The organism is Paenibacillus sp. S25 (genome assembly GCF_019454085.1).
GTDB classification, from domain to species: domain Bacteria; phylum Bacillota; class Bacilli; order Paenibacillales; family Paenibacillaceae; genus Paenibacillus; species Paenibacillus polymyxa_B.
In genome coordinates, this window is the sequence record NZ_CP073683.1 from 3,337,727 (window position 1) to 3,356,825 (window position 19,099).

The following is a 19,099-nucleotide window of genomic DNA, read 5'->3' on the forward strand; positions in this document are numbered from 1 at the left end:
GATATTTCGAACAATAATGGCATGTTGCAAAGGATTGTTGAACCACAATCGGGCCAATTCTGGAAGAGTCAAACCGAAACCTCCTTAAATATAATCTTCTGGACGGAAATCTTGGACAAAATAAATCGCATCATCAAAATCAATTCGCCGGATATGGCTGTACTTCGCCACAGAAAACAAAACTTTCAATTTACTCCAGATCATGCGCCGATATTTCCCAACTGTTTCGTTAAACTTGCCGTCAGTTTCCTGGTAACGGTCTTTCGTGAGTGCATTGGATCTAATTCTCACTGCATCCTGTAACTGATAGCATTCAGCATCTGTAAGCGTCACGCTATCCCGAACCTCCTGAACCATCATCTGAACTTCTTCCACTTTTTCAGTTACATCCAAATGCATTTGCTTGATACCGTCCACAAGGCCACGAATTGCCATGCCTTGAGCCTCCGTCAGTTGCATTTTCTTTTCAACAACAGACAAGAAATCAGGCTGTTGATTAGGGTTAATTAAAGTCATTTCTCTACCGCCCTTCTACCATTTACGGCTGGTCGAATCTGTTCAACAAAGGCTTCCAGCATATCCAAGCTTTCGGACAACCGCTTCTTTTCAGAACTACTCGCACTGCCTATTGCACCCAACATAAATGAAGTAATTCCGACTTTTTGTAGAAACTGCTTCACATGGATACTTACCTGGATTGTGTTGCTATCTGCCTCAAATCGGAGCTTCTTCATTTGTGCTGCGGCCTGCTGATCATTAAAATCGTCAGGCTGTTGAAGTTTGATAGTCTCCAGTTCCTCTTTAGCTCTCTGGTAACCACTCTTCAATTGTTCAACTTTTAAACGTTCTTTTTCCAAATCATCATTGAGTTTGTTTTTCCAATATTCATCGCGTTGCTTGAGCTGTGCTTCTGCCTCTTTTTCCTTTTGACGAATGAAAATGCCTGTTTCTTCCTCGTGACGCTCTACAGCCGCAGATACGGCATCCTCAAGTTGATCCACAGGAATGGCATCCTTGTACTGTCTTTGTAGCTCAAGCTTGTCCCGTTCTGCTTGCTCAGCTCTTTCCTCTGCTTCACGAACAGCAGCCTCAAGCCTCGTTTTAGTCTCAACGAATGCCTTGTGTGTACTAATCACACCCTCGTCGAGTTGCTGAATGATTTCTGGTGTTGCATTCTCCATGATGAATTTGGCCTTGTCATATTGCTTACCAGAACCAAATCCTGCCTGATCAGCGACAATATCTCTCACTTGTCCGCTTGGTTGGTCAGGTAAATTTTCCTTACCAGCCATTCGTTCCTTCGCCTTCATGCGTTCAACCTCTTCAAGCCTCCGCGCCCACTCAACCCGCTCGGAAAAGGTGAACTCTTTGCGATGCTCGTTTTCGGAAATCTCCAACCGAAGCTGGTGTTCAACATCACTAATTTCCATGATGCGAACCGTTACTTGCTCTTGTTTAAGATATTGATGTGCTCTTAAGCGCCGCTCCCCTGCAATCAATTGATAATCTGGTGTTACTACAATAGGATTAATGAGTCCGTTTTGTTCTATATCCTGTGCCAACTCTTCGATACCGCCAAAGTCTTTGCGGATACGATCACTGACTTTGATTTTGTTAATGTCAATTTGCAAGTTGATTCTCCTTTCCTAACATCCCTTCTGTGATAAAATGTAAGATGTCGAAGCTTATCAAATCATCAAGAAAGGAAGCGTTATTTTTGAATAGATATTCTCGTTCGCTAGTTGTTGATGGAGTAGAAATTCCTTGGACGTTTAAAATTTGGTTATCTAATTTCAAGAAAGCAGAACTTCCCATAGGATCTTTAGCAGTAGATATATTGAGAGATAAGAAATTTCCTGATAGTGATTCATTTGATGAAATATTTGAGCATTTGCAATCACAAACAAACGATCCTGATATATTGGAAACATTCAAATTTGTTTGGGATTTCTACCAAGTAAGTACGTAAATCAATTTTGTATAACTAGAACTTCTTTTGCGTCCACATAGACATCATCATCAGATAATTGATTTTTATGATATTTCCTTTTAAGTTCGTAGGGTTGATACAGCCCTACGGATATTTTTTTGACACCTGGTCTAGTTGCTAGTTCATTGATCAAATCATCCGTGCTTACATTCTTTAAATCAGGCAGTTGGTTATTCTGTTGTTCTATATTGGGTGTAGTCATACTGTTTCTCCTTTCTTGAGTGTTTTGATTCAACTAAGTAATCGAGAGTCGGCAGCGGTAGTCGTCATTTAGGCTGATCTAGCAGCCATTGCTCCAAAAACTTCCGAGTCTCTCTCGCAGGGAAGTACCATTTGCTGCTCACTTTTCGCTTTGGAAAATCGGGATGAAAAAAAAATTGCTCTTGTATGAAATTCCAACTCATACATGTGCGACGCTTTAATTCAGCCGCATCCCAAAATACGTACTCTACATCAGCTTCTTTTAAGACCTCCGCTATCTTCGATTTGACCAGTTGAAAGGCTTCTTTTTCGTCAATGCTGACTGACAACATGTTCATCCCTCCTTAACTGTTGCTTTCTGTTAATTTTTTGGGAACCAGCTTGATCTCCAGCCCCAAAGCATCGCAAGCTTTTCTAAGCGTGGTTTCGTTCCACCGACGACTTCCATTTAGCAAATTGTGCATGTACTGCGGGGAACACCCAACTAAATGAGCTAAATCAGAAGGATTTAATCCTTTTTCATTTATAAGTGGCCTCATTTGTTCAGAAACCTTCATTTCATCACCTCCGTTGAATCAATATTAATCTATTTGATTAATTAAATCAAACGAAAATTTAATCAAATAGATTCATATTGAAGCATTTTAGACTATTAATCATATAGATTAATGTAAATGCTCGTTTTTTCGCCTATTTGCTTCTTTTTAATCTATTTGCTGTTTGTATTTTAATCTATTTGTTGATATCATTAATTCATCAATTAGTTTAAAAGGAGCGGTCACAGGACATGTCTAGTTATCCTAACCGGATAAGAGAGATTAGAAAATCAAAAAAGAAATCAGGAGTACAAGTAGCGGAATTTTTAGGAATTACCCCTCAATTTCTATACAACATCGAAAAAGGAAGCCGAACCTTAAATACTGAGGTGGCTTCAAAATTAGCCGAGTACTTTGATGTAACTGTAGATTACCTCCTTGGCCGTACAGAAGCCGAAAAAGATGATCGCCAGTACCCAGAGTGGGCCACATCAAAGGACATTCGAGATTTTAAAACAATACTTGAAGAAGATGTGCCAGTAATGTTCGACGGCGTACTAATCTCAGAAGATGACAAAGAAAAAATTAAACGGGTCATGGAAGCTATGTTCTGGGATGCTAAAAAGAACAAAAAAGATTAGTTGTATTTGAATAAAATAGCTTCTTTAAATATTCACTTTGCGCTTTCACCGCTGCGAGGCGGTTTCACATACACAAAAAACGGAACACATGTTCCATTGGAGGAATAAACATGGCAAACTTTAAAAGATTAAAGAGTGGATGGCGGTATCGGTTAAAGTACACCGATCCGTTTACACAGCAGCAAAAGGAGAAATCAGAACGGGGGTTCCGTACAAAACCGGAAGCAGAGTTAGCTGCAGCAGAATTTTTAAAGAAAATAAAACAAGGCTACGAACAGATTGATATGCCTCTCGTTGATTATATAGAAAGTTGGATCATTAACTATAAAAAAGGAGATGTTAGAAAAAACACACTTAAACAACATATGAATAATCTAAAAACACACATCAAGCCTTATTTTAAACAATTAATGATAAAAGATTTAAAACCAGATATGTTCCAAAAATTTTTAGATGCTTGTTTAGAAAAAAACTTAAGCCGAAGAACAGTCGAAATAATTAACTCAACAGTTTACAGTGCTTTAGAACTCGCAGTAATTCAAGGAAAGTTAGAACGTAATCCATGCATAGGATCAATTATTAAGGGAGAGAGGAAACAAAAAACTATTGATTTCATTGATTCTGAGGATATTCCTCGTTTTCTTTATACAGCAAGAGAATATGGTTATATCTACTGGATATTTTTCAAGTTACTGTTGGAGACTGGCATGCGTAAGGGTGAAGCCGCTGCTTTAAAGTGGTCTGATATTAATTTTAAGGAGAAAAAAATTCACATTAATGAAACTTTGGATTTTCAACCTGATAACGAGGACGAGCTATTCGGGGAAACAAAAACCTTTAGATCAAAACGAACAATCAGTGTAAGTACATCTCTAATCAACGATCTGAAATATCATGCTAGTTGGCAGAATCAGAATAAAATTAATCTTGGAGAAACAATGTACCGACATGATTTAAATCTCGTTCTATGCCGGAATGACGGGCGTCCTATGCCGAAGTCAACACTATTTAACGCATTTAAGCGTATCTTGAAACGTGCTAGTCTCGATGAGGTTTTACGTATCCATTCTCTTCGTCACACCTACGCAGTGCTCATGCTTGAAGCTGGAGCCGATATAAAGTTTGTCCAGGAACAGCTTGGTCATGGTAGTGTGCAGGTTACATCTGATGTATACGCACACATTTCTAAAAAGTTAGAGAAACGTAACATAGATAGATATGAGGAATATACAAGCAAAATTCTCGGCTCAAACAATTTAAAGTTGGGGGACGTTTGGGGGACACCCCAGAAGAATTGATAACCTCCTCTGAAATGTCCCCCATTACAATTCCCCAAAAAACCGCATACTTACAGGATTTTATCTATTAATACAGCGTCAGATATTGATCACGTTCCCACTGGTGAACTTGTGTGCGATACATATCCCATTCAATTTCCTTAAGCTCATAGAAGTAGGCCAGAGCATGGTCGCCCAGTGCGTCAGAGATGACTTCGCTCCGAATAAGTTCAGACAAAGCTTCTTTCAAGTCTGCAGGCAGACTTGGAATGCCTTCTTCAATCCGCTCTTCCTCAGACATCACGTAAATGTTACGATCAATCGGAGCTGGCAGAGCCAACTGACGTTTGATACCATCCAAACCGGCTCTCAGCATCACTGCCAAGGCTAAATAAGGATTCGCTGCCGGGTCAGGGTTACGAACTTCGACACGAGTGCTCAGACCACGAGACGCGGGAATCCGAATCATTGGACTGCGATTGCTTGCAGACCAAGCCACATAACAAGGCGCTTCATAACCTGGTACGAGACGTTTGTAGGAATTTACCGTTGGATTCGTGATCGCTGCCATTGCACGTGCATGTTTAAGAATACCAGCCATATAGTGGCGGGCCGTCTGGCTTAATCCGAGTTCGTCCGTTTCATCATAAAATACGTTTTCATTATCCTTAAACAAGGATTGATTGCAGTGCATACCGGAGCCATTTACACCAAACAAAGGTTTTGGCATAAAGGTAGCATGCAAACCATGCTGACGAGCAATCGTCTTAACAACGAGCTTAAACGTTTGAATCTGGTCGGCAGCTTTAATTGCATCTGCATATTTAAAGTCAATTTCATGCTGACCAGGTGCAACCTCATGATGAGATGCTTCAATTTCGAAGCCCATCTCTTCAAGCTTAAGTACAATTTCACGACGGCAGTTTTCACCTAGATCCATCGGAGCCAAGTCAAAATACCCGCCTTGGTCATTCAGTTCTGTAGTTGGCTCGCCTTTTTCATCCGTTTTGAACAAGAAGAATTCAGGCTCTGGTCCGACATTCATCGAAGTGTATCCCAACTCTTCTGCTTCCTTAAGTACACGTTTCAAGATACCCCGCGGGTCGCCTGCAAACGGAACTCCGTCCGGCTTATAAATATCGCAGATCAAACGAGCTACACGATCCGAGGTTACCCAAGGGAATACAACCCAGGTGTCCAAATCCGGATATAAATACATATCAGATTCTTCAATACGCACATAACCTTCTATGGAAGATCCGTCAAACATCATTTTATTATCCAATGCTTTTTCCAGTTGACTAACCGGAATTTCAACGTTCTTAATAGTGCCCAGCAAATCTGTAAATTGCAAACGAATAAAACGAACATTTTCTTCTTTCGCAATCCGAAGGATATCTTCTCTGCTATAACTCACTCTAACCTCTCCCTTTCTGTAACGACTATATACGAATCAGTTGTTCTATAAATTACTTAAATGATGAGACCTGATTTTAAAGTAAGGCGACCTTATACCAGGAGGTAAGTCAAAGCATTATCTTTTATTGAAGAACCGTGATAATTCGCCTTGGATCAGGGATACCTGTCCTGGTCTTTTGCCTGCAACAAGTTGTTGTTTCAGCAAGCGGTGAAGCTGAGTATCGGACATTTCACGGCGTTTGACTTCCGTATCTGCAGTAATAACCGTAGCTTCCTCCGATTCCTTGGTAACCGGATTCATGACTTGTTTAATTCCCGCAATGTTAACACCCTTCTCGATCAACGCCTTAATTTCAAGCAGACGCTCTACGTCATTAAAAGAAAAAAGACGTTGGTTTCCCGATGTACGGGCAGGAACTATCAAGTTATGCTGTTCATAATAACGAATCTGACGTGCTGACAAGTCCGTTAGCTTCATGACAATACCTATTGGAAATAAGGCCATATTTCTGCGAATTTCGTCGCCCATTTGTCATCAACCTTCCAGTGATCTATTATTCACCTTATTGTACATTTAGCTGATGCAAAGTGTCAATGACATGTTAGAAAAACTCACAATAATTTACGTTCTTTCATCGTTTGCAGAGCCATAAGCACTCCAAATTTAACATGAGAGTAGGTTAAGCCCCCTTGCATGTAACCAATATAAGGCTCACGAATCGGAGCATCTGCGGATAGTTCCAAACTTCCCCCTTGTATGAACGTACCTGCAGCCATGATAACTGGATGCTCATAACCCGGCATATCCCACGGCTCCGGCACCACATGGCTATCCACAGCAGCTGCACGCTGAATACCCTGTACAAAAGCTATTAGATGCTCTGGTCCACTAAAAGAAATAGCCTGAATCAAATCCGTACGCTCTTCATGCCAGGCAGGTTTGGTCTCAAATCCCATCTCCTCAAAGACCGCAGCTGCGAATACGCTCCCTTTAACCGCTTGCCCAACCAGTGTTGGAGCAAGGAATAGTCCCTGAAATATGCCTCGTGTAGTACCTAGCATGGCACCTACTTCTCCACCGATTCCAGGTGCAGTTAATCGGTAGGATGCTAGCTCTACATACTTTTGTTTGCCGCAGATATATCCACCCGTTTCTGCAATGCCACCACCGGGATTTTTAATCAACGAACCTGCCATCAAATCGACACCTACCTGAGTAGGTTCCAGCTTCTCGGTAAATTCACCGTAGCAATTGTCAACAAAGACAATGACGTCAGGTTTTATTTCCTTCACACGTGCTGTCATTTCTTCAATATCTGCTACACTAAACGAAGCTCTCCAATCATAACCGCGTGAACGCTGAATACCGATCACTTTGGTATTGGCATGAATCGCAGCCTCCACCGCTTCCCAGTCCACTTTACCTTCCACTGTCAGTGCGGTTTCTCCATAAGTAACGCCAAAATCCTGCAATGATCCTGTTCCATCGCTGGGCTTACCAATCACTTTATGAAGGGTATCATAAGGTCTCCCTGTAATGTACAACAGTTCATCCCCTGGACGCAGCACACCAAATAAAGCAGTGGCAATTGTATGAGTACCCGAGGCAAAATGCGGACGCACCAACGCTGCCTCCGCACCGAACACATCCGCATAGACTTCTTCCAGCACCTCACGTCCCCGGTCATTGTAAGCATATCCCGTAGAACCCGCAAAGTGAAAATCGCTCACTTGCTTCCGCTGAAATGCCTGAATTACCTTCCACTGATTTGAATCTACAATATGATCTATGTGCTGTATACGTTCTTGTATTTTATGTTCTGCCGTTTCCTGAATTTGCTTAATTTCCGGACTGAAAACTACCATTTACCTTCTTGACCCTCTCTCTTACGCAGCCTTAGGCTATTCATGTTATATTATTGTTCACTTTGAACGATGAGCATTATCATTTTATTGATCTAAAAACATCATTAGATGTTAACCTTCTGTGAACTCGCTGAGTGCATGACCGTACTTTTCGTACTCGCCTCTTTGAATCTCAACCTCATAAATGACATCATTGCCATCATACTCTGTCAGCAGTACATCTCCGATTCGATAAAGCACTGAGGTTAAATCTCCACGTTCCGCGGGAATGCGAAATCTCAACGTATCCCCACTCAGATGCTCTTGAATCAGTTCACGAATGCGCAGCAAATCCCCTTCATCAAAAGCACTAATTTTCAAATAGCCCTCCCCAGAAGGAAGCATTTCCAGTTGCTCAGGGGTACAGGCATCTTTTTTGTTAAATAATACGATCTGAGGCTTGTCCGCAGCCCCTAGCTGCTGCAAGATCGTCTCTACAACTTTCATCTGCTCGTCTCGCATATCCGAGGAAGCGTCCACGACATGCAAAATGAGATGAGCCTCATTCGCCTCCTCCAAAGTAGCTCGGAAGGAAGCAACCAAATCATGAGGAAGATTTTGGATAAAACCGACCGTATCCGTAAGAATAACTTCTTTTCCACTCGGTAGCTCCATTGTTCTGGAGGTAGGATCCAGCGTCGCAAACAGTTGGTTCTCTATATATACATCGGCTGCTGTCAGTTGCTTCAACAGCGTCGATTTGCCCGCATTGGTATAGCCAACAAGTGCGACCTGAACAATACCACTCTTTTGTCTGCGCTCCCTGTGCAAATACCGGTGACGGGTCACTTCCTCCAGTTGACGTTTCAGATCACTGATTCGGTCACGAATATGACGACGGTCTGTCTCCAGCTTGCTTTCACCAGGACCACGTGTTCCGATTCCGCCACCGAGACGCGAGAGATTTTTGCCATGTCCAGACAAACGGGGGAGTAAATATGACAACTGCGCCAGTTCAACCTGAATAATACCTTCCCGTGTTTTTGCACGTTGAGCAAAAATGTCCAGAATCAACTGTGTTCGGTCAATAATTTTGAGATCCAGACTTTCTTCCAGATTTCGTACCTGAGCTCCCGAGAGCTCCTGATCAAAAATAGCTGTATTCGCTCCCAATTCTTCAGCAACTGCACGCAATTCCTCTACTTTTCCTTTGCCAATAAACCATTTTGAATCCTTGGCTTCCTTATTCTGTGTCAGGACGCTCAGTACTTCAACTCCCGCTGTCTCAGCCAGTTTCACCAGCTCATCCAACGAGTATTCCGTATTGATGCCAGATCGTTTGACTTCATCCGTAATCAGACTGACCAGTACCGCCTTGTCCTGCATTTCAGTTTGTGTATCATGAGTGGAGTTCGCCATATTGTTTGCTCCTTTATTTTCATGTCAACTCTCGAACAGAGACCGACCTGATGTTCAGGCCGGCCCCCGTTCGATGTCATACCATTCGATGTGATTCAGATTCCTATTATCGCCTATCTTTTGTCCATTTTCAAATCCTCTGGACGCAGCGTCATCAATTCCTGCTTGCCGGGTTGCCCGCTCCGGTACTGATTGAGCAACCTGACAGCTTGGTGCCGAATCGCTTTTTCAATCACGTTACGAACATAGCGTGCATTACTAAATGCATGAAGACTGTCATTACGCTCGTTTAGCAAATGCTCCTTCATTTTAATTATGGACTGAGGCATGAGAATATAGTCCCGCTCCTTGGCCATCATCTCGGAAATTTGGATAAGCTGATCCACAGTATAATCAGGAAAATCCAACTGGATTGGAAAGCGAGAAGGAAGACCAGGATTCGTTCGTAAAAAAAAGTCCATTTCCCCCGAGTATCCAGCGAGAATCAAAATAAATTGATTTTTTTGATCTTCCATGGACTTTACCAAGGTATCAATCGCTTCTTTTCCAAAATCCTTTTCCCCTCCGCGTGCCAAACTGTAAGCCTCATCAATGAACAACACGCCGCCAAGAGATTTCTTTACCAGATCTCGCGTTTTCTGTGCAGTGTGCCCAATATACTCACCGACCAGATCAGCCCTCTCCACCTCAATCAGATGACCTTTGCTCAGTACCCCCATTTTTTGCAGCATTTTAGCGATAATGCGGGCTACTGTCGTTTTCCCCGTACCTGGATTTCCTTTGAAAATCATGTGATATACGTGTGCATTGCTCAACAATCCCACATCCGTGCGCATATGGGCGATTTGCAAAAAGGCATATACCTCAAATACCAGGTCTTTGATGTTATCCAAGCCGACGAGATGATCGAGTTCTTTCTGAATTTCCTGATAAAGACTGAGATACTGCGGTAGCGCCTGTGACTTGGTTGAAGCCACTGCTTCCGTCTCGTCCACAGTCACCGAAGCTATCGGCTCCGGGCTACGCAGCACGACATTAATTTGTCTAGAAGGTCTCTCCTCCGACCGCTTGCCCGCGGCGATTCCCCGTCCGTTCATGCATCCATCACCTCAACATTTCTTCAGGCACAGCTTACCCTATTAATGTATTCGGTCTGGCATGTCCTTATTAGCATAAAAGCAACGGGAACGTGCACAAAGCCTTTTCTTAAATTCAGGCAACCCAAGTTTGAGCGCTGATCCACCACCGTTGCAGCGTCCATTTAGCGTATGCCAATACTTCTCTTGATTGATGAATTGGCATATTCAGCACTTTAGATTCCGTCAGAGCCATCTGGGGATGATCAAATTTCAAGAATTGAGCAATCTCCATCGCCCGAGGTCCATGATAGCTATGTGTAATGATCACGGTGGAGGTCCATCCATATTCCTTCATGATGCGCTGGCTATAGAGCAGATTTTCGTAAGTACTGGTCGCATGGTTTTCCAACACAATATGCTGTACAGGGACCCCTTTATCTACCAAATAGCGTTGCATGCCCTCAGCCTCCGTATACGGAAAATCTGGTTTATCTAGTCCCCCACTTACAATTAGACGCTGTACCGTCCCGTTGCGGTATAAGTGCAAGGCTTCTTCCAGCCTTTCCTTCAATCCAGGGCTGGGCTCAGCTCCCCACATAGAAGCACCTAGTACGATACCAATTTGCACTTGCTGGAGCGGAGTGGTAGAGGCGGCCGTATTCATGTTCCACACTCGGATACCTGCCCATACCAATCCGACCAAAATGAAAATCATCAAACAAAGTACAAGACGCTTGGAAACCATAGATATTTTCTTAAGGCGACTCTGCCTTCTTTTCAACTCAGGACGTTTGGGCCCAGTGTCTTTAATCCACTGCAAAACTTTCACCGTTCTCTCTTGAAATCACCGTTGTGAAACCATTCTGCCCGGTGTTTCAGCGACATTTTAAAATAGGGGAACACGTGGGCATCTATCTGATGTAACACATCAGCCGCTGTACGGTTAGCCAATTCTGCCTCTTGCGTTGAGATATGCCCCCGCTGTAACGCCTCCTCCAATTCATCCTCATCCACTAGGAAGATTTCACCGTTTTTAAGCACCACAACATCCAAATACAAATCGTCAAACCATGGGACTCCTTGATCGGTCACACCCTGATTTCGGCAGGTATCAATATACCATTCAACGATTTGCTCCCGATTGTCAAACATAGCAGTCACCACATAGTGCTCACCTTTTGGATAATATTGCAGCCAGGAATATCCTTTATCGGCTATGCAAAACGTATGACCACCGTAACTTTTCCATAACGGCTCCTTGAGACTCAAAATTGTATACAGGGTCACATATCCTGTAAACGCATCACTTTCTACATACCGGCAAGCAAACTTGCGATTGGTGATTCTGCGCCAGTTGGCCCGGTCTCCGAATTTGCGCTTCATAAATGATGTTCCTCTCCAACATTGGTAAAACCAGCTTACCATATTTAAACTGTACACTCAAAAAGAACCCCTTTATAACAGCAAAAAAGGTATTCTCAGACCGTGAACTGATCCGAGAATACCTTTGATTTGAAGCAAATCCAACTTGCATAAAGCAATACTTGCTAATTCCGATTGTGACGTCCACGATTGGAGTTCGAATGACCGTTAGAATTGCCTTCCTGAGTTCCATCGGTTGTGCCTTCAGGCGTAGATGCATCCGTGTTTTCTGGATTTACCATAGTATCTTCATTAGAAATACCTGCATCCGGCGTAGTAGTCTGACCATTTCCCTGATTAGTATCGTTTCCATTGCCGGAATTGCCACTATTGTTACCTGTGCCTCCAGCACCATTCCCATTAGTATCTCCAGGAGATACCGGAACCTGACCTGAGCCATTATTGTTATTGGTACCGCCAGGAGATGTATTTCCCTGATCTGTACCGTTTTGTCCGTCTGTAGCCCCGCCATTATCCGGTAAGGTTCCATTCTCGTTTGGAGCAGTCCCTGGCTGTGGATCAACCGGAGTAGTCTCTGCCGGAATTTCCACACGAATCGTATTAGAAGCCTCGGATTCTTTACCATCCGCCCCATAAGCTACTACATAATATTCATACGTGTTTCCAGCTATAGGAGACGTGTCTTCACCACTCGTGCCCTTCATGGCCTCCATGATTGCCGCAAAGCCTGTATCGGAAGTCCCTTTGCGATACACACGGTATTGTACATTATCCCCCGTAGCCGCAGTCCATGACAACGATACAATTTGGGTGTCCTGACTATAAGACCCGCTCAGTCCGCTTGGAGCGGTAGCCTGAACCGGCTCTTCTGGCTTCTGCTCAACTGGTGGTTCATATCCCTTCGGCTCGCTGAATTTCGTAACCGGGTGTCCCTTGAGAGCTTCACCCATGACCCTTCCGAAAAAGGCTGCCGACTGCCCACTGTAGTTTCTCAGCATATGCTTGCTGTCCGGCTTGTCATACCCCATCCATACCGCTCCGGTATATTCCGGTGTATAACCGACAAACCAGATGTCCCGGTTACCACTGTTACCGCTAATTCCACTTTGGGTCGTACCCGTTTTACCAGCTACAGGCCAGTCAATACGTGCTTTACGACCTGTACCGCTATTGACTACATTTTGCATCATTTGTGTCATTTCATAAGCCGTTTTTTCACTCATTACAGATTTAGTTTCCTCTTCATGAGTATAAACAACTTGATCATCACTATTGTTAATTTGCTTAATAGAATAAGCTTTTTGGAATTGTCCTTTATTAGCAAAAGCGCTGTACGCCTGCGCCATTTCAAGGGTATTCGTTCCTTTGCTTAATCCACCCAATGCGATAGCAAGTGAGTGATCATTTTTGTCCATCGGAATGCCTACGCTCTCGGCAAATTGAACCCCTTTTTCCACACCAATTTGGTTCAGCAACCATACAGGCGGAATATTTTCAGACTTCGTAATGGCGTCGAGCATGCTGATGGTCGACGAGTAACCATGCAAGTTTTTCGGACTGTATCCGTTAAAACTCTGGCGTTCGTTACTCAAAGGGGTATCCATCGTAAACTTACCGGATTCAAGAGCTGGCGCATAGGCTACAATCGGCTTAAAGGCCGATCCTGGCTGTCTGCGGCTCTGTGTCGCACGATTGAAGGTTCCCTTTTTGTAATCCCGTCCGGGTGCCATTGCGGCAATTCCACCTGTCTGGTTGTTAATAATGACCATCGAGGCTTGAACAGGCTGATCGTCAGGACTTTTTTCGAACATGTCATCATCTGCCATCGCCTGATCCAGCGCATTTTGAGCCTGGGCATCCATTGTGGTATGAATTTTGTAACCGCCAATAATCAGATCATTGCCGCTAACTCCTGGCAACGCATCCTCTGCCTCATCCATGACATATTCCATAAAATTTTGATACTTTTGAACTTTTTCCGGCTGTTTGTAATCGTAATTTACAGCCTTGGCTTCTTCCATCTCCTGCTTTCCAATCATTCCCTGCTCAAACATCAGCTGGAGAACCACAGCACGCCGGGCCTTTGAATTTTCCGGGTTACTAATCGGATTATACTTGGATGGCCCTTTTGGAATAGCTGCCAGTGTAGCAACCTGCCACAATTTTAATTTATTCAAATCCGTTTGCCCAAAATAGCCTTCCGACGCTGCCTTAATTCCAGAATACGAGCGTCCAAACCAAATCCGGTTCAGGTAGAGTGTAATAATTTCATCTTTAGTCAAATTCCGCTCCAACGCCATTGCGATGGATACCTCTGTCGCTTTACGGAAAAAGGTTTTGTCACGTGTCAAAAACAAGTTTTTGGCCAGCTGCTGAGTCAGCGTACTGCCGCCCTCCACCGCCGAACGGGCCACGATATCCTTAACGGCTGCCCGGCCGATAGACCAAATATCAACCCCTTGATGCTCCATAAAACGCTTATCCTCGGTTGCAATAAATGCTTTTTTGAGCAACGGTGGAATTTCTTCACTTTTGACAGGATCGCTTTTTTGCACAGACAACTCACCCATGAGCACACCGTTGCGGTCATAAACCTTCGATGTCTCGTTCACTGTAATTTTGTCCTTGTTGGCTTTGTAAATTTTTTCGCCATTAACCATAACAAATAAATATCCACCAAGTGCGCAAAATATGGCTAACGCCGCTGTAATAAATAGCGTCCACCCCACTCGCTTACCTGTTATTTTCTTTTTCTTGCCCTTCGGCTTCTCTTTAGATGTGTTTCTATTGCGATTGCCGGATCTGGACAATGAATCGTTTGGCATTCCCCTGACTCCCTTTCGCGAATAATCATATGATACCTAACATAGCTTAAAGCTTGCTGTCGGCAGCATGAAAGTAAACGGAATGAAAAGAACAACCCTGATCAGGTTGCTCCCGGTCACATTCCTATACAGTTAGACGAGACGGACGCCTGAAAAGTTTCATGAACCCGGGCGACCGTCAAGCCGTAATCAGTTATCGCTAGCGTTATCCTGTTGCTGTACAAGCGATACATTGCGTTGCGGTGTAAAGGTGGAGATGGCATGCTTGTAAATCAGCTGTTGCTTTCCATCCGAGTCGATAACAATCGTAAAATTGTCAAATGCTTTAATCGTCCCTCGCACCTGAAATCCATTGATGAGGTATACCGTTACAGGTATAGAATCCTTGCGCAATTGATTCAGAAACGTATCTTGGATATTAATGGACTTGTTCATTTTAGCCGTACCCCCAATAATCATTTGGATTGTTTTGAAGTATATTCAAGGTCTGTCCGGAACTTTCCTGCTATAATTTCGTGTATTCGGGCTGCATGAGCAGAAAAATTTCCGAAATCAGTGACATCTACCCACTGGATATCCTTCATATGGCGAAACCACGAGAGCTGTCGCTTCGCAAAATGACGCGTATCCCGTTTTAGCCAAGTCACCGCCTCTTCCAAAGACACCTCTCCCCGCAGGTAGGAGGATATCTCTTTATAGCCTAGACCTTGCATGGAGATGGCATCGCTTCGCACTCCCCGTTCCATTAAGGAGGTTACCTCAGCAACAAGCCCTTGATCGAGCATCCCGTCAATTCGGTCTTCAATACGTTTATATAGCATTTGCCTATCCATTGTCAAACCTACAATGCAGAGTTGGTAGGGAGATTCCTTTTTTTGACTGGCAAGTTGAGAGCTAAGTGTCGTTCCGCTAACATGGTAAATTTCCAGTGCCCGAACGACACGACGACGATCATTAGGATGCAGACGAAGTGCACTTTCGGGATCAACCGCCTGTAGTCGCGCATGAAGCGCCTCAGCTCCAAACTGTTCGGCATAGTCAAGCTGTTCCTGACGAAAAGCTTCGTCAGCCCCTACCTCGGAAAACTGGTATTCATAGCAGACTGATTCTACATATAAACCTGTTCCGCCTACGATAAACGGTAGCTTTCCTCTAGATTGTATATCAGGTATGAGACGACGACAGTCTTCCTGAAATTGGGCTACTGAATATGGGTATTCAGGCTCATGAATATCAATTAAATGGTGCTTGATTCCTTCCATTTCCTGTTTGGAAATTTTGGCGGTTCCAACGTCCATATGACGGTATACCTGCATGGAATCCCCGGAAATAATTTCTGCGTCAAATTGTCGAGCCATCTCGATGCTTAGTTTCGTCTTGCCAACCGCAGTCGGGCCAACAAGAACAAGTAGTTTAGGCTTAGGTGCTACTGTCAATATCAATCACTCCGTACACTGTTTTCGTTGTGCCCCGCTGCTCCACACGGAAGCCGAGGCGGGCAAATTCCCCGCTACCCCGCTTTTCTTTTAATACAATTGTTTTTCGTGCAATCCGTCTCGCATGAATAATACTTTCCTCAATCAACGCGTCTGGGTTAGCCAACCCTCTCAATGGACCGATTGCGCTGGAATCGAGCAACGGATCACGGAACATGGGGTCAAAATAAATAATATCTATACTGCGATCCGGCAAACTACGCAAATAGTCCAAATGATGACCAAAACGAACGTCAATGTTGGAAAAGGCCTGATCTACTTCAGCGTTGCCGGAACGGTAATGCCTCATTCCATCCTTGATTAAAGCGTAGACGGGGAAAGAACTCTCCACAGCCGTGACTTGTCCAGAGCTTCCCGTTCCAATTGAAAATAGAAGAGAATCCGTACCAAGTCCTGCGGTGCAATCCAGCACAGTATCACCCTGGATGAGTCGGGCAGCCGTCAACATCGGGTCAGGCTCACCCTTTAATACCCGTTTGGCACGAATAAAGCCCATACTCGGGTGAAAAACCATCGGTGGTTGTTCTGGGCTAATCAGTCTCACTCCGCCCTGCACCAGTACCAATGCCTGGCGGACTTTGTGAGCCGCGATTAGCTTAGCTACCGATATGCCACGACGAGGGGCATACAGCACCCCTAACTCGGCTGCAAGCAGCTTCGCTCGCTCCATAACCTCAGCCGAGGGGGAATCCCCTGTCGTGACCAGTAATTCGATTTGCTTCTCCCATAGGCTCGACTGCTCTTCTTCACGGTTTTCCCGATCCTGCAACATATATATACTCCCTTACATTACTCTTTTAAACAGCTTCTCTAAATCATATGTGGAAAAGGAAACCACAATAGGTCGCCCATGAGGGCAAGTATATGGTTGTTTGCACGCTGCCAAACGCTCTAGCAGCACGATAGCCTGTTGGTCAGTCAGCTTCTGGTTTGCCTTAATCGAAGCCCGGCAGGAGCACATGATCGAGGCCGCTTCCCGCAGCTTAGCAAGATCAATGGCTCTTTCCTCCAGCACCCATCCGGCCATTTCCTCAATGACATCCGCTTCTTCCCCTTGGGGAAGCCAGTACGGGTAAGAGCTGACACGGAAGGTTTGACCGCCAAAATGCTCCAAATACACCCCCGCCTGTTCAAACCAGTGCAGCCTTGTTTTCAACTTTTCCGTCTCGGAAGGCGTAAAATCCAGTGTAATTGGCAGTAGCAGTTCCTGCGATACTGACTCGGGATTGCCGAATTTTTCATAATAAAATTCATAATTGACTCGTTCATGTGCGGCATGTTGATCAATTAAATACAAACCCTGATCGTTCTGTGCAATCAGATATGTCCCATGATGCTGACCGATTAAATTCAGTTCAGGAAAAGTAGGCAACTCTGGAACTTCTCCCGACACCGCTGCCAATTGCTCGGCATCTAGACGTTGCTGGCGCGGCTTCTGATCTGCGAAATGACGGGAATCCGTAGCGTGTCCCGCAATCGGCGGCATAGAAGATGGGTAAGCAGCAGAAGCAGCCGTTTCCTGTATCCCCCCGCTGTATAAGGAAGATGTGCCTATTGCGGCATTATCTCCTTCGGACGACTGTACAGTCGCTCCATCAGGGAGCGGCACGTCCCCTCTAACTTCACTCCCGTTGTTTTCTTCTATAAAATCTGCATCCAGTTCATCATCACTAATACTTTTACCTGAAAGGTTGTTTGCCCGTCCAATGGCTGAGAGGCTATCCCTGCTCGGACGTTGCTCACGCTCCTGGCTACCTCTATTATTCTCTTCGTTTCTGTTCAAGTAATTGGATTGGCGCGGTACCTGGCTCTCCGGCGAAGTCACGGAAAGTGGTAGTGCTCCCCCTCGGTCTTTGCCGGAAGGAGCATCCCCTTCCGCACCATTTCCCTTCGAGAAGTGAAACTGTTCCTGCACAAACGAGCCACTGTTCTTGCCACCGATCTCGCGCTTGACTGCCTTCGGAATCAGCACTTGTTGCCCTAAGACAGCTTTTACCGAATCTTCAACCAGCTGAAACAGTTCAGCTTCTTTGCTGAACCTTACCTCCAGCTTGGCAGGATGAACGTTAACATCCACCAAAGAAGGATGCATTTCCAGTTGGATCACAGCCAGCGGAAAACGATTGATTGGCAACAAGGTATGATACGCCTTGAGCAACGCCTGATTAAGCCCGTAGCTTCGCACAAAACGTCCATTCACTACCGTCGAGATCGCATTTCGATTTGATCTCGTCCACTCTGGACGGCTGACATAGCCGCTAATTCGGTAATCGAGGCTCTCTCCTGCCAGCAGCAGCATGGATTTCGCCGCAGAAGTTCCGTAAATAGCGGCAATCACCTGCAGCAAATCACCATTACCCAGCGTTTGCAGCAATGTATTGCCATTATGCCGCAATGTGAAGGCTACTTCTGGATGCGAAAGCGCCATTCGATACAATACATCCGAAATGTGACCCAGCTCGGTCTGGATTGTTTTCATATATTTCAGCCGTGCAGGTGTATTAAAAAACAGCTCCCGTACGGTAAAATCCGTCCCTTGTCTACTAGCAGCATCCTCGTGAAGCAACAACTTACCGCCCTCAATCACCAATCTACGGGCACGTCCATCATCTCCGGCTGCTGTAAGCAACTCTACTTTCGATACAGCCGCAATACTTGGCAACGCCTCTCCTCGGAAGCCGAGACTTGTGATCTGAAACAGGTCGCGACCATGTCCAATTTTGCTTGTCGCGTGCCGATAGAACGCCGTTTCCACATCTTCGGGCTCAATGCCACTTCCATTATCCGTCACCCGGATACTTTGCAGGCCGCCCTCTTCTACCCATACGTCCACCCGCGTACCGCCTGCATCAATCGCATTTTCCACCAGCTCCTTCACGACGGAGGCTGGACGTTCTACGACCTCACCGGCAGCAATCTGGTTCGCAATATGTTCATCCAGTACCCGAATTTTAGACATCCTTTTAACCTCCTCCTGACTTCAAAGTG

Annotated in this window: 20 protein-coding genes; 3 read left to right on the forward strand and 17 right to left on the reverse strand. The window is 44.7% G+C overall.

The annotated features are described in order from the left end of the window. Positions 1-84 precede the first annotated feature (84 nt). Positions 85-516, reverse strand: coding sequence for an ORF6C domain-containing protein (locus tag KAI37_RS14585; RefSeq protein ID WP_220029734.1), 432 nt, complete (start codon positions 514-516; stop codon positions 85-87). Further along, the gene (locus tag KAI37_RS14590; RefSeq protein WP_220029735.1) at positions 513-1,631 is read right to left on the reverse strand and encodes a ParB N-terminal domain-containing protein; all 1,119 of its coding nucleotides are present in this window, start codon (positions 1,629-1,631) and stop codon (positions 513-515) included. The genes KAI37_RS14585 and KAI37_RS14590 overlap by 4 nt, the downstream gene beginning before the upstream one ends. Before the next feature lie 86 nt (positions 1,632-1,717). On the opposite strand from KAI37_RS14590, the gene KAI37_RS14595 reads away from it, so the two are divergent. Then, positions 1,718-1,969 (forward strand): YozE family protein, encoded by a 252-nt coding sequence (locus KAI37_RS14595; protein WP_220029736.1) that lies wholly within the window; start codon positions 1,718-1,720, stop codon positions 1,967-1,969. Between the two features lies 1 nt (position 1,970). Here the strand turns inward: KAI37_RS14595 and KAI37_RS14600 are convergent, their stop codons facing one another. From KAI37_RS14600 to KAI37_RS14610, 3 genes are all read right to left on the reverse strand, one after another. Further along, positions 1,971-2,192: a hypothetical protein gene (locus KAI37_RS14600; RefSeq protein WP_220029737.1), complete on the reverse strand. Its 222-nt coding sequence runs from the start codon at positions 2,190-2,192 to the stop codon at positions 1,971-1,973. A 64-nt stretch (positions 2,193-2,256) separates the two neighbouring features. Further along, complete coding sequence (locus tag KAI37_RS14605) at positions 2,257-2,523, reverse strand: group-specific protein (RefSeq protein WP_069289747.1); 267 nt, start codon at positions 2,521-2,523, stop codon at positions 2,257-2,259. Between the two features lie 12 nt (positions 2,524-2,535). Further along, entirely contained in the window at positions 2,536-2,748 is a 213-nt protein-coding gene (locus KAI37_RS14610; protein WP_069289748.1) for a helix-turn-helix domain-containing protein, read from the reverse strand. A gap of 230 nt (positions 2,749-2,978) precedes the next feature. Between KAI37_RS14610 and KAI37_RS14615 the strand changes: the two genes are divergently transcribed. Next, positions 2,979-3,368 carry a helix-turn-helix domain-containing protein gene (locus KAI37_RS14615; RefSeq protein WP_075154359.1) on the forward strand — a complete coding sequence of 130 codons (390 nt, stop codon included), beginning with the start codon at positions 2,979-2,981 and terminating at the stop codon, positions 3,366-3,368. A gap of 110 nt (positions 3,369-3,478) precedes the next feature. Then, a complete protein-coding gene (locus KAI37_RS14620; protein WP_220029738.1) occupies positions 3,479-4,666 on the forward strand; it encodes a site-specific integrase in 1,188 nt (395 codons plus the stop codon). 67 nt (positions 4,667-4,733) lie between these two features. On the opposite strand, the gene glnA is transcribed toward KAI37_RS14620, so the two are convergent. The 12 genes from glnA to mutL form a co-directional block, all read right to left on the reverse strand. After that, positions 4,734-6,062, reverse strand: coding sequence for a type I glutamate--ammonia ligase (glnA, locus tag KAI37_RS14625; protein ID WP_013310575.1), 1,329 nt, complete (start codon positions 6,060-6,062; stop codon positions 4,734-4,736). Between the two features lie 117 nt (positions 6,063-6,179). Continuing rightward, on the reverse strand, positions 6,180-6,593 hold the full coding sequence (locus KAI37_RS14630; protein ID WP_007430683.1) for a MerR family transcriptional regulator: 414 nt from the start codon (positions 6,591-6,593) through the stop codon (positions 6,180-6,182). 83 nt (positions 6,594-6,676) lie between these two features. Beyond that, positions 6,677-7,930: a methionine gamma-lyase family protein gene (locus tag KAI37_RS14635; protein ID WP_220029739.1), complete on the reverse strand. Its 1,254-nt coding sequence runs from the start codon at positions 7,928-7,930 to the stop codon at positions 6,677-6,679. Positions 7,931-8,041: 111 nt separating this feature from the next. Beyond that, positions 8,042-9,328: a GTPase HflX gene (gene hflX, locus KAI37_RS14640; protein WP_013310577.1), complete on the reverse strand. Its 1,287-nt coding sequence runs from the start codon at positions 9,326-9,328 to the stop codon at positions 8,042-8,044. A 113-nt stretch (positions 9,329-9,441) separates the two neighbouring features. Beyond that, positions 9,442-10,425, reverse strand: a complete 984-nt coding sequence (locus tag KAI37_RS14645) for an AAA family ATPase (RefSeq protein ID WP_071641223.1) — start codon at positions 10,423-10,425, stop codon at positions 9,442-9,444. Between the two features lie 115 nt (positions 10,426-10,540). Then, entirely contained in the window at positions 10,541-11,236 is a 696-nt protein-coding gene (locus tag KAI37_RS14650; RefSeq protein WP_220029740.1) for a YdcF family protein, read from the reverse strand. Beyond that, positions 11,233-11,790, reverse strand: coding sequence for a ribonuclease FAU-1 family protein (locus tag KAI37_RS14655; protein ID WP_013310580.1), 558 nt, complete (start codon positions 11,788-11,790; stop codon positions 11,233-11,235). The genes KAI37_RS14650 and KAI37_RS14655 overlap by 4 nt, the downstream gene beginning before the upstream one ends. Before the next feature lie 164 nt (positions 11,791-11,954). Continuing rightward, complete coding sequence (locus KAI37_RS14660) at positions 11,955-14,615, reverse strand: PBP1A family penicillin-binding protein (protein ID WP_220029741.1); 2,661 nt, start codon at positions 14,613-14,615, stop codon at positions 11,955-11,957. Positions 14,616-14,804: 189 nt separating this feature from the next. Further along, entirely contained in the window at positions 14,805-15,050 is a 246-nt protein-coding gene (hfq, locus tag KAI37_RS14665) for an RNA chaperone Hfq (protein WP_023989043.1), read from the reverse strand. A gap of 20 nt (positions 15,051-15,070) precedes the next feature. Next, entirely contained in the window at positions 15,071-16,051 is a 981-nt protein-coding gene (gene miaA, locus KAI37_RS14670) for a tRNA (adenosine(37)-N6)-dimethylallyltransferase MiaA (RefSeq protein WP_013310583.1), read from the reverse strand. Further along, positions 16,035-16,883 carry a class I SAM-dependent methyltransferase gene (locus tag KAI37_RS14675; RefSeq protein ID WP_076293089.1) on the reverse strand — a complete coding sequence of 283 codons (849 nt, stop codon included), beginning with the start codon at positions 16,881-16,883 and terminating at the stop codon, positions 16,035-16,037. Before KAI37_RS14675 ends, miaA begins: the two co-directional genes overlap by 17 nt. Before the next feature lie 12 nt (positions 16,884-16,895). Continuing rightward, complete coding sequence (gene mutL / locus KAI37_RS14680; protein WP_220029742.1) at positions 16,896-19,070, reverse strand: DNA mismatch repair endonuclease MutL; 2,175 nt, start codon at positions 19,068-19,070, stop codon at positions 16,896-16,898. Between the last annotated feature and the right edge of the window lie 29 nt (positions 19,071-19,099).

Excerpts from the sequence above, each read along its gene's own strand:
- KAI37_RS14585 (WP_220029734.1), bottom strand. The coding sequence starts at position 516 with ATGACTTTAATTAACCCTAATCAACAGCCTGATTTCTTGTCTGTTGTT.
- KAI37_RS14600 (WP_220029737.1), bottom strand. The coding sequence starts at position 2,192 with ATGACTACACCCAATATAGAACAACAGAATAACCAACTGCCTGATTTA.
- KAI37_RS14605 (WP_069289747.1), bottom strand. The coding sequence starts at position 2,523 with ATGTTGTCAGTCAGCATTGACGAAAAAGAAGCCTTTCAACTGGTCAAA.
- KAI37_RS14610 (WP_069289748.1), bottom strand. The coding sequence starts at position 2,748 with ATGAAGGTTTCTGAACAAATGAGGCCACTTATAAATGAAAAAGGATTA.
- KAI37_RS14615 (WP_075154359.1), top strand. The coding sequence starts at position 2,979 with ATGTCTAGTTATCCTAACCGGATAAGAGAGATTAGAAAATCAAAAAAG.
- KAI37_RS14620 (WP_220029738.1), top strand. The coding sequence starts at position 3,479 with ATGGCAAACTTTAAAAGATTAAAGAGTGGATGGCGGTATCGGTTAAAG.
- KAI37_RS14630 (WP_007430683.1), bottom strand. The coding sequence starts at position 6,593 with ATGGGCGACGAAATTCGCAGAAATATGGCCTTATTTCCAATAGGTATT.
- KAI37_RS14635 (WP_220029739.1), bottom strand. The coding sequence starts at position 7,930 with ATGGTAGTTTTCAGTCCGGAAATTAAGCAAATTCAGGAAACGGCAGAA.
- hflX (WP_013310577.1), bottom strand. The coding sequence starts at position 9,328 with ATGGCGAACTCCACTCATGATACACAAACTGAAATGCAGGACAAGGCG.
- KAI37_RS14645 (WP_071641223.1), bottom strand. The coding sequence starts at position 10,425 with ATGAACGGACGGGGAATCGCCGCGGGCAAGCGGTCGGAGGAGAGACCT.
- KAI37_RS14655 (WP_013310580.1), bottom strand. The coding sequence starts at position 11,790 with ATGAAGCGCAAATTCGGAGACCGGGCCAACTGGCGCAGAATCACCAAT.
- KAI37_RS14660 (WP_220029741.1), bottom strand. The coding sequence starts at position 14,615 with ATGCCAAACGATTCATTGTCCAGATCCGGCAATCGCAATAGAAACACA.
- hfq (WP_023989043.1), bottom strand. The coding sequence starts at position 15,050 with ATGAACAAGTCCATTAATATCCAAGATACGTTTCTGAATCAATTGCGC.
- KAI37_RS14675 (WP_076293089.1), bottom strand. The coding sequence starts at position 16,883 with ATGTTGCAGGATCGGGAAAACCGTGAAGAAGAGCAGTCGAGCCTATGG.
- mutL (WP_220029742.1), bottom strand. The coding sequence starts at position 19,070 with ATGTCTAAAATTCGGGTACTGGATGAACATATTGCGAACCAGATTGCT.